The organism is Methylobacterium bullatum, assembly GCF_014845095.1.
Lineage (GTDB): Bacteria > Pseudomonadota > Alphaproteobacteria > Rhizobiales > Beijerinckiaceae > Methylobacterium > Methylobacterium bullatum.
Window position 1 is genome coordinate 16,953 of sequence record NZ_NKUG01000072.1, and the last position, 9,053, is coordinate 26,005.

At 61.3% G+C, this 9,053-nt stretch carries 9 protein-coding genes; all 9 read left to right on the forward strand.

Annotated features, from left to right (window positions below):
• The first annotated feature begins 76 nt into the window (after nucleotides 1-76).
• On the forward strand, nucleotides 77-310 hold the full coding sequence (locus MBTS_RS11095) for a hypothetical protein (protein ID WP_192215649.1): 234 nt from the start codon (nucleotides 77-79) through the stop codon (nucleotides 308-310).
• Between the two features lie 653 nt (nucleotides 311-963).
• A complete protein-coding gene (locus tag MBTS_RS11100) occupies nucleotides 964-1,374 on the forward strand; it encodes a hypothetical protein (protein WP_192215650.1) in 411 nt (136 codons plus the stop codon).
• A gap of 39 nt (nucleotides 1,375-1,413) precedes the next feature.
• The gene (locus MBTS_RS11105) at nucleotides 1,414-2,166 is read left to right on the forward strand and encodes an HNH endonuclease signature motif containing protein (RefSeq protein WP_192215651.1); all 753 of its coding nucleotides are present in this window, start codon (nucleotides 1,414-1,416) and stop codon (nucleotides 2,164-2,166) included.
• Nucleotides 2,167-2,236: 70 nt separating this feature from the next.
• Nucleotides 2,237-3,667 carry a terminase large subunit gene (locus MBTS_RS11110; RefSeq protein ID WP_238254176.1) on the forward strand — a complete coding sequence of 477 codons (1,431 nt, stop codon included), beginning with the start codon at nucleotides 2,237-2,239 and terminating at the stop codon, nucleotides 3,665-3,667.
• 19 nt (nucleotides 3,668-3,686) lie between these two features.
• Nucleotides 3,687-5,639 (forward strand): phage major capsid protein, encoded by a 1,953-nt coding sequence (locus MBTS_RS11115; RefSeq protein ID WP_192215653.1) that lies wholly within the window; start codon nucleotides 3,687-3,689, stop codon nucleotides 5,637-5,639.
• 63 nt (nucleotides 5,640-5,702) lie between these two features.
• Complete coding sequence (locus MBTS_RS11120) at nucleotides 5,703-6,023, forward strand: hypothetical protein (RefSeq protein ID WP_192215654.1); 321 nt, start codon at nucleotides 5,703-5,705, stop codon at nucleotides 6,021-6,023.
• A gap of 2 nt (nucleotides 6,024-6,025) precedes the next feature.
• The gene (locus MBTS_RS11125; protein WP_192215655.1) at nucleotides 6,026-7,405 is read left to right on the forward strand and encodes a phage portal protein; all 1,380 of its coding nucleotides are present in this window, start codon (nucleotides 6,026-6,028) and stop codon (nucleotides 7,403-7,405) included.
• 18 nt (nucleotides 7,406-7,423) lie between these two features.
• Nucleotides 7,424-8,554, forward strand: coding sequence for a collagen-like domain-containing protein (locus MBTS_RS11130; protein ID WP_238254175.1), 1,131 nt, complete (start codon nucleotides 7,424-7,426; stop codon nucleotides 8,552-8,554).
• Nucleotides 8,555-8,559: 5 nt separating this feature from the next.
• Nucleotides 8,560-9,003: a hypothetical protein gene (locus tag MBTS_RS11135; RefSeq protein WP_192215656.1), complete on the forward strand. Its 444-nt coding sequence runs from the start codon at nucleotides 8,560-8,562 to the stop codon at nucleotides 9,001-9,003.
• Nucleotides 9,004-9,053: the final 50 nt, after the last annotated feature.

The window sequence follows — 9,053 nt, forward strand, 5'->3', positions numbered from 1 at the left end:
GGCCCTTTTGTTTTTCCGCCCGCATCGTCCCGCCCATCCCCCAATTCGCCGCTGAAACTTCCTCCGCGAGGCCCGCATGTTCGGCATGTTCACCCGACGCAGCGAGGACGAACAGAAGCGCAAGCGTGAAGCCGAAGATCGCGCCCGGCTCGCTCGCTTCAACAATGACTCGGCCGGCATCGTTAGCAGCTACCCCTGGCCGCTCGGTGTCTCAGGCGCCGGTGGTCACACCACACACTCAGCCGAATGCTCGCCGTCCGATAGCGGCTCATCGTCCAGTGATAGCGGATCGTGCGGCGGCGGCGACTGAGCAGTGCCCAAACCTCTCAATAAGCGAGAACGCAACAGAGAGTACGACGCTAGGCGCAGGCAGTCGAAGCCCTGGCGTAAGCTGTATGGTACCGCCCGCTGGCAGGCACTGAGAGCCGAGCAGCTGACCCGCTCTCCACTCTGCGAGAGATGCAGCACCGACGATCGTCCGATCATCGCCACTGTGGTTCACCACAAGGAGCGACACCACGGCGACGAGGCATTGTTCTTCGGTAGCCTTCTGGCCTCGTCCTGCTCCGACTGCCACGACATCGATGAGCAGCGCATCGAGAGAGGCGGACAGGCAAGGCAGATGGTTGGTGCTGATGGGTGGCCGATATAGGCCCCAGAAATTAGCAGCAGCGATCAGAGCTAACCCTGCGTCCTGCTCCGAAAATCCGGGCGTGCCCGGAAATTAGTAGAGAGTTCGAGCCGTAACCCTGTGTCCTATGGCAAAAATCGGGGTCGCAGGGTCTTCGACATGATCCATGTGTTGCATCGATGCAACGTTTGGAACCCTGTCCGCCAGCCCTTCGTGCGTTGCAAATAGGTCACGCTAGGGCAGGGGGGGGTATCTGAAGTCTAGGAGGCAAAATCCTCCGGACCGGGGCCCAATCTCTTCTTCCATAAACGCCCTCAAAAAAGATTTCGGACATGGGTTCGCGCGGTAAAATTTCTTCAGCATCAATGAGCGTCGCCAGTGCGACGCCTGTCGATGTGATCCAGCGCCCCGACGCCCCATACGACCTCACAGACGAACAATCCGAAGAGTGGTGGGCCGTCGTCAATCGGATGCCGGCGGATTGGTTTCCGCGAGAAACGCATTCGATGCTGGCGCAGTATTGTAGGCACGTCGTTGCGGCACGCCGCGTGTCTCAGCTCATAGGGAATGCCGAAGGGTCTGACCCATTCGATGTTGAGGCCTACGACAGGCTCTTGAAGATGCAGGAGCGCGAGGGCCGCGCACTCTCATCGCTCGCGACCCGCATGCGGCTTTCGCAGCAAACGACCTACGACAAATCGAAGAAGAAACCTTCGGCAGCTAAACGGCCGTGGGAAGCCTAAACAGCTTTCAGTTTAGTCCGGCTGTGGTATCTTTTGCGGGTGAATTACTCTCGCATCTATTCCGAATTTATCGCCAATCGGCGCGCGCGATCGACGCCATATGGCTATAGCGAGCGCCATCACATTGTTCCCCGCGCCCTCGGTGGCGGCGACGATAACGAGAACCTGATCGACCTAACGGCAGAGGATCACTTTTTCGCGCACCTGTTACTCGCGAAGATCCACGGCGGTAAGCTCTGGGCTCCGATCGCCTTTATGGTGGGTGGCTCCCGCAAAGACTACCGGCCGATCGTTTCGCGTGCTCGGTATGGCTGGGCATCGCGAGCGATGGCGCGGGCCGCATCAGGCAAGAATGCGCGTCAGTACGATTGGACGGAACACCGTCTTGAACACGACGATGGGCGCGTCTGGGTAGGCACGCAGGCGGATATGCACGTTGTTCTTGGAATGACGAGGGCACTCGCCAACCTGCTAATCAAAGGACGCATCGGCTCGGCCAACGGCTGGTTCCCAGCCGGAAAGCGCCCACCCTACGTCGGACGTGGATCGCGCAATGGCGCTGCCCACCCCATGCACAGGGCGGAACTTATCAACTTCCTTCACGTGGATGGGCGCTCGTTCTCTGGGACACAGTTTCAGCTTCATCGAGAGCACGGCGTCACAAAGAGCGCGGCATGTAATCTTGCGCGCGGGAAGGTGAAGGTCGCGAATGGCTGGTACGTCGAGGGCACCGCGCTCCCGACAACCGGGCGGGGCGCGCGTTGGCTCAAAATCGCAAGCGCTTCGGTCTGACCGCAACATAGCGTGGTGCGAGAAGTACCTTCGTATTCCTGAAGGCAAATTTGTCGGCCAGCCATTGCAGATGGCCGACTTCATGAAAGACGATTTCCGGGCGATCTACGACAATCCCCACGGAACTCGTCGGGCAATCATTTCGAGGGCCAGAAAGAACTCCAAGACCACCGAGAGCGCGATGATCCTCTTGCTGCACCTTTGCGGCCCTGAGGCTAATCCAAACTCGCAGTTGTTCAGCGCGGCCCAGTCTCGCGACCAGGCTGCCGTTCTGTTCGCCCTTGCGGCGAAGATGGTGCGACTTTCGCCCGACCTGTCCGGCTTCGTCACCGTCAGAGACACGGCCAAGCAGCTCTTCTGTGCCGAGCTTGGCACGCTTTACCGGGCTCTTTCGGCGGATGCGTCTACCGCTTTTGGTCTTTCACCATCGCTCGTGGTGCATGACGAACTAGGGCAGGTCAAAGGCCCCCGTTCGCCACTTTACGAAGCCCTAGAGACCGCTACCGCGGCACAGGCCGAGCCGCTTTCGATCGTCATCAGTACGCAGGCGCCAACTGAAGCTGACCTGCTCTCGGTTCTGATCGACGACGCCCTCACTGGCGCAGACCCACGCACGGTGTTGCGGTTCAACACCGCCCCTATGGACCTAGATCCGTTCTCCGAGGAAGCTATTCGGGCGGCCAACCCGGCTTTCGACATCTTCATGAACAAGGCCGAAGTCCTGGCGATGGCTGAGGACGCGCGTCGGATGCCCAGCCGACAGGCAGAGTACGAAAACCTCGTTACCAACAGACGGGTTGAAACCAATACACCGTTCATCTCCCGTGGCGTCTGGTTGGCCAATACGGGGGAAGCGGTCGCAGATTTCGAGGGACTGCCGATCTATGGCGGATTGGATCTTTCGGAGACGAACGATCTCACAGCCTTAGTTCTCACAGCACCGGTTGCCGGCCTCTGGCATGTTAGGCCAACGTTCTGGCTTCCTGGTGACGAGTTGGCTGAGCGTGCTCGTAAAGACCGGGTGCCCTATGACATCTGGCGCAATCAAGGCCACCTAATCGCGGTCCCCGGTCGTTCGATCGAGTACGAGTGGGTTGCGAAACAGTTACGTGACACGTTCGACCGCTACGATGTGCGCCAGATCGCGTTCGATCGGTGGAACTTCAAGCATTTGAAGCCGTGGCTCGAAAAGGCCGGCTTCACCGAGGAAGAGCTCGGGCGCTTTCAGGAGTTCGGCCAGGGGTTCCAGAGCATGTCTCCGGCCCTTCGAGAGTTGGAAAGCCTGCTTCTCAATGAGAAGCTTGCTCACGGCGCCCACCCTGTTTTGACGATGTGTGCGGCGAACGCGGTCGTCCAACCCGATCCGGCCGGCAACCGCAAGCTATCCAAATCACGCAGCCGAGGCCGCATCGACGGCATGGTGGCGCTCGCGATGGCGATGTCGGTCGCCTCTACGCACACGGTCGAACCTGAGCGCTCCTATCAGATGCTCTTCGTCTGACCCGGCAAGGGACAATCACATGAACCGTGCGTATTCCATCCTCGCCGTAAAGGCGGTGGACGATGACCAGCGCGTGATCCGCGGCGTTGCCACCACGCCGAACCCCGATCGCGTTGGCGACATCGTTGACCCCCTGGGCGTCAAGTTCACAAACCCGATGCCGCTCTTGCACCAGCATGACAGCGGGCGTCCGGTCGGCACCGTGAAATTCGACCGTCCTACCAAGGATGGCATCCAATTCGAGGCTTCCTTGCCTCGGATCGACGAGCCCGGTCCCCTGAAGGACCGCGTCGACACTGCGTGGGGCGAGGTGAAGGCCGGACTGGTCCGTGCCGTCTCCATCGGCTTCCGCACTCTGTCGGACGGCTACGAGGTCATGAAGGATGGCGGCATCCGCTACCTTCAGACCGAGGTCATGGAGCTTTCGCTCGTGACCATCCCGGCCAATGCCGACGCCAAGATCTCCCTCATCAAGTCGATCGACGCCCCTTTGCTGGCCGCGACAGGCAAGCAGCCGAGCGACGCTGACCGACCCGCGACCCCCGGCGCTACGGGCTCCCAATCACCCATCAGCCCGTCGAAAGGGGCTCGCATCATGTCCAAGACCTTCGCAGAACAGATCACCGCCTTCGAGGCGACCCGACAGGCCAAGTCGGCCCGCATGTCGGAACTCATGAACAAGGCCGCCGACGAGGGCTCGACCCTCGATGCGAGCCAGACCGAGGAATACGACGGCCTCGCCGATGAGGTGAAGTCGATCGACGCCCACCTTGTTCGCCTCTCCGATCTGGAGAAGGCCAACCGCGCCGCCGCCAAGCCCGTCGAAGGCGTGAAGGGCACCGAGACCGGCTCTCAGGTCCGTTCCGGCGTCCGCGTCGAGGTGAAGGGCAACAACCTGCCCAAGGGCACCAGCTTCACCCGCTATGCGATGGCCCTTGCCCTCGGCAAGGGCAACCTCATGCAGTCCGCTGAGATCGCCAAGGGCTGGGGCGACAGCACCCCTGAGGTCGAGAAGGTGCTGAAGGCAGCCGTGGCCGCCGGCAACACCACCGACCCCAACTGGGCCAAGCCCCTGGTCGAGTACCAGAACATGGCCTCGGAGTTCGCCGAGCTTCTGCGCCCCATGACCATCGTCGGTCGCATCGAGGGGCTTCGTCGCGTTCCCTTCAACATCAAGATCCCTCGTCAGACCGCAGGCTCGTCCGCGTCTTGGGTCGGTGAGGGCAAGCCGAAGCCGGTCAGCGCTCTGGCGTTCGATCAGATCTTGCTTGGCCACACCAAGCTCGCCGGTATCGTCGTCCTGACCGACGAGCTCGTGCGCCTGTCTAACCCTGCGGCGGAAGGCATCGTCCGCCAGGATCTCGCGGCCACCATCGTTCAGACGATGGACCGTGACTTCGTCGATCCCGGCAAGGCTGCCGTCGCCGATGTGTCGCCGGCCTCCATCACCAACGGCGTCACCCCCGTGGCAGCCAGCGGCACGGATGCCGATGCCGTTCGCGCCGATGTGCGCGCTGTGATGAACAAGTTCGTCGTGGCGAACATGTCCCTCGCGGGTGCGGTCTGGATCATGACCGAGCAGGAAGCTCTTGCTCTCGCGATGATGCAGAACCCGCTGGGTCAGGCCGAGTTCAACGGCCTCGCCATCAACGGCGGCACGGGCGGCACCTTCTTCGGTCTGCCGGTCATCCTGTCGGAGAACATCCCTGCCGGCGCTACCGGCTCGCGGATCATCCTCGCCAAGGCCAACGAGATCCTTCTCGCCGACGACGGCGAGGTGCTTCTCGACTCCAGCAACCAGGCCTCCCTGGAGATGGATAGCGCCCCCGCCACGCCGTCCGCGACCACCGTCATGGTCTCGCTGTGGCAGCACAACATGGTCGGCATTCGCGCCGAGCGGTACGTGAACTGGGCCAAGCGCCGCGCTGGTGCCGTCCAGTTCATCGACAATGCCGCTTACGGCACCGTCTGATCGACTACCCGCTAACGGGGCTGGCGCACATCGCGCCGGCCCCTCTCATTTCGTGAGGCGACTATGTCCAAGGTCGATCTGATCGCCACCAAGTCGATGCGATACGGTGGCCGCGCGCTCACCGTTGGCGAGCCTTTCCAGGCTTCTCGCCGTGATGCGCGCACGCTCGGAGCCATCGGCAAAGCCGAAGCCGCCCCCGAGGTCGATCCCGAAGAGGTCGAACGCCAGAAGCTACTGGAGCGCCTGCGTGGCGAGTACCAGAAGGCCAAGGGCGAAGACCCCGATATGCGTTGGGGCGTGCCGCGCCTTGAGCAGGAAATTGCCGCGGCTGTGAAGGCCAAGACGCAGACCTATCAGCGTCGCGATCTGCGCGCCGAGGACTGATCATGCGCATTTTCGGCCTACAGGTCTCACGACAGAAGGCCGCTCGTGCGCTTTCCACCCCCGATGCCCGCGGCGGCTGGTGGCCGATCATCAAAGAGTCCTTCACCGGGGCTTGGCAGCAGAACGTTGAAATCCGGCACGACGCCGTCCTGTCGTTCCACGCTGACTTCGCTTGCAAAACCCTTATTGCATCCGACATCGCGAAGCTGCGCATCAAGCTCGTGGAGCAGGACGACGGCGGTGTGTGGTCCGAGGTCAAGAGCCCGGCTTACTCGCCTGTGCTGCGGAAGCCGAACCGCTCCCAGAACCGCATCCAGTTCTTCGAGAGCTGGGTGATTTCCAAGCTTCAAAAGGGCAACACCTACGTTCTCAAAGAGCGGGACGGTCGTGGTGTCGTGGTTGGGCTCTACGTACTTGACCCGAATGCGGTGAAGCCGCTCGTCGCCCCTGATGGATCGGTTTACTATCAGCTCTCGCGTGATGATCTGGCCGGTGTCGACGACTTCGACGCAGCGGTCCCGGTCCCCGCGAGCGAGATCATCCATGATCGCTTCAACTGCCTTTTTCACCCTCTGGTAGGCGTTTCTCCGATATTCGCGAACGGCCTCGCTGCGATGCACGGCCTCTCGATCCAGGAAAATGCAACTCGGTTCTTTCAAAACGGGTCGAACCCTGGCGGCATTCTTACTGCTCCAGGCGCTATCGCGGACGAAACCGCCAAGCGTCTTAAGGCGCATTGGGACGCCAATTATACCGGCGCGAACGTGGGCAAGGTCGCGGTTCTTGGCGACGGCCTTCGCTACGAGGCGATGTCCGTTAAGGCTGTAGATGCGCAGTTGATTGAGCAGTTGAAATGGTCGGCTGATGTGGTGTGCTCGACCTACCACGTCCCGCCATATAAGATCGGCATCGGTCAAATGCCGGCCTACAACAACGTACAGGCCCTTAACACCGAGTACTATTCCCAGTGCCTTCAAGTTCTCATGGAGAGCATTGAGCTTTGCCTTGATGAAGGTCTTGGTATTGGGGAAAAGCTTGGCACCGAGTTCGACACCGACAATTTGCTGCGCATGGATAGCGTTACGCAGATGGAGGTTCTGGAGAAGTCCAAGGGGATCATGTCCCCGAACGAGCAGCGTAAGAAGTTGGACCTGAAGCCAAAGCTCGGCGGCAACAGCCCCATGCTTCAGCAGCAGGAATTCAGCCTTGAGGCGTTAGCCAAGCGCGACGCGCAGGCCGACCCTTTTGGCGCAAATACCCCGGAGCCAAAGCCGGTCGAAAATGTAGAGCCTTCTGAAGAGGAGGTTGAAGATAAGGCTTTTGCGTCAAGTGTTTATCTCGCGAAGGCCCTTCAAACTGTTGGCCCTCCGTCGGTTCATTGATACCTATCGGAGATCCGCATGAACCATCGCGAGCTTAAGGCGATGATGACTGAGCTTGCGCCGGTCATTCGCGATTATGTCAGCGCATCTATGCAGCCTGTCCTTGCTCGCCTTGAGGCTATGGAGAAACGCGAGCCGTTGCATGGCAAAGACGGGTCTCCGGGTGTGGACGGGCGCGATGGAATGGCAGGCGCCAATGGCATCGGCATCCATAAAGCGATTGTGAGCGAAGACGGCATCTTGCTCCTCACTTTTACGGACGGTTCGGTCGTTGAGGCCGGACTAGTTCGAGGAGCCGACGGCCGCGACGGCATCAACGGCAAGGATGGTTCCGACGGTCGCGATGGTGCCGATGGCGCGAATGGCAAAGACGCCGACCCAGAGCGGATTATTTTAGCCGTTGCGGAAGAGGTCGCCAAGGCCATTTCGGCGCTTCCGGTCCCGCGTGACGGAGCCGATGGCCGTGACGGCACCGATGGCACTCCCGGCGAACGCGGACAGGACGGCAAGGACGCCGATCCAGAGGAAATCGCTGCTACTGTAGCCTCGGAGGTCTCAAAGGCCGTGGCAGCGCTTCCTGTGCCACAGAATGGCAAGGATGGCCGCGATGGCATCGACGGTAAGGATGGCGTCGGGCTTGCGAGTGCTCTGATCGGCAGAAACGGCGAGCTGATCGTCACCCTGACGAATGGCGATACCAAGGATCTTGGCCTCGTCATCGGCAAGGATGGGGCCTCCGGTCGTGACGGTTCCGACGGCAAGGACGGCGCTCCCGGCGCTGATGGCCTCGGGTTCGATGACATGACCGAGACCGTTGAGGATGATGGGCGCACCATCGTTCGGCGCTACCAGAGCGGCGATGAGGTCAAGGAATTTCGCCATACCCTCGCGGTCCCGATCGATCGCGGCGTCTACAAGGACGGGCAAGCCTATAAGGCCGGGGACGGCGTCACTTTGGGCGGCTCGTGGTGGCTTGCTCGTAAGGACACTCAGGCCCGCCCGGATGGCGGCGGCGAGGATTGGCGCCTTGCCGTCAAGCGTGGACGCGATGGCAAGGACGGAAAAGACGGTGAGCGCGGTCTTCAGGGCAAGACAGGCGAGGCCGGCAAAGACCTGACCCAGCTTGGCCCCAACGGCCAGAAGTGGTGATCCCGATGACGGATGACGCTTACCGCAAGACCGTGAAGCGGAAGACGGCCACAGCTTTCGAGACGCAGCCGTCCGTGATCGTGCGTTCTTTCGAGGTGTCTCCGGGCGTCTACGCCGAGGGCGTTGTTCCTGTAGGAACGGACGGTTCTCCCATCGGCAGCGGAATGCCGGTTCATCTCGCGCAGGAAGAAACGGATCTCGCTGCGGGACAGTCGGGAATTGTTGCCACGGCCGGCGACCGCATCCTGGCGATCATCAATATCGGCGCTGGAAATGCCAACCTCAGCTTCGGCGAGATCGCAGTCGTGGACGCCGGCTATCCCTGCGACGCTGCTCCCCAGGTGGGACGTCAGGGCGGCGGCCTGACCTTCGACGAGCCGATGGTCCTCGGGGTGGATATCCACGCAGTCTCCGCGGCCGGCACGACCATTCTCGTCCTGAAGGCTTGATGCCATGGGTGGTCTATCTCCTTCCGCTGCCCCCAATCTTGCGGGCGTAC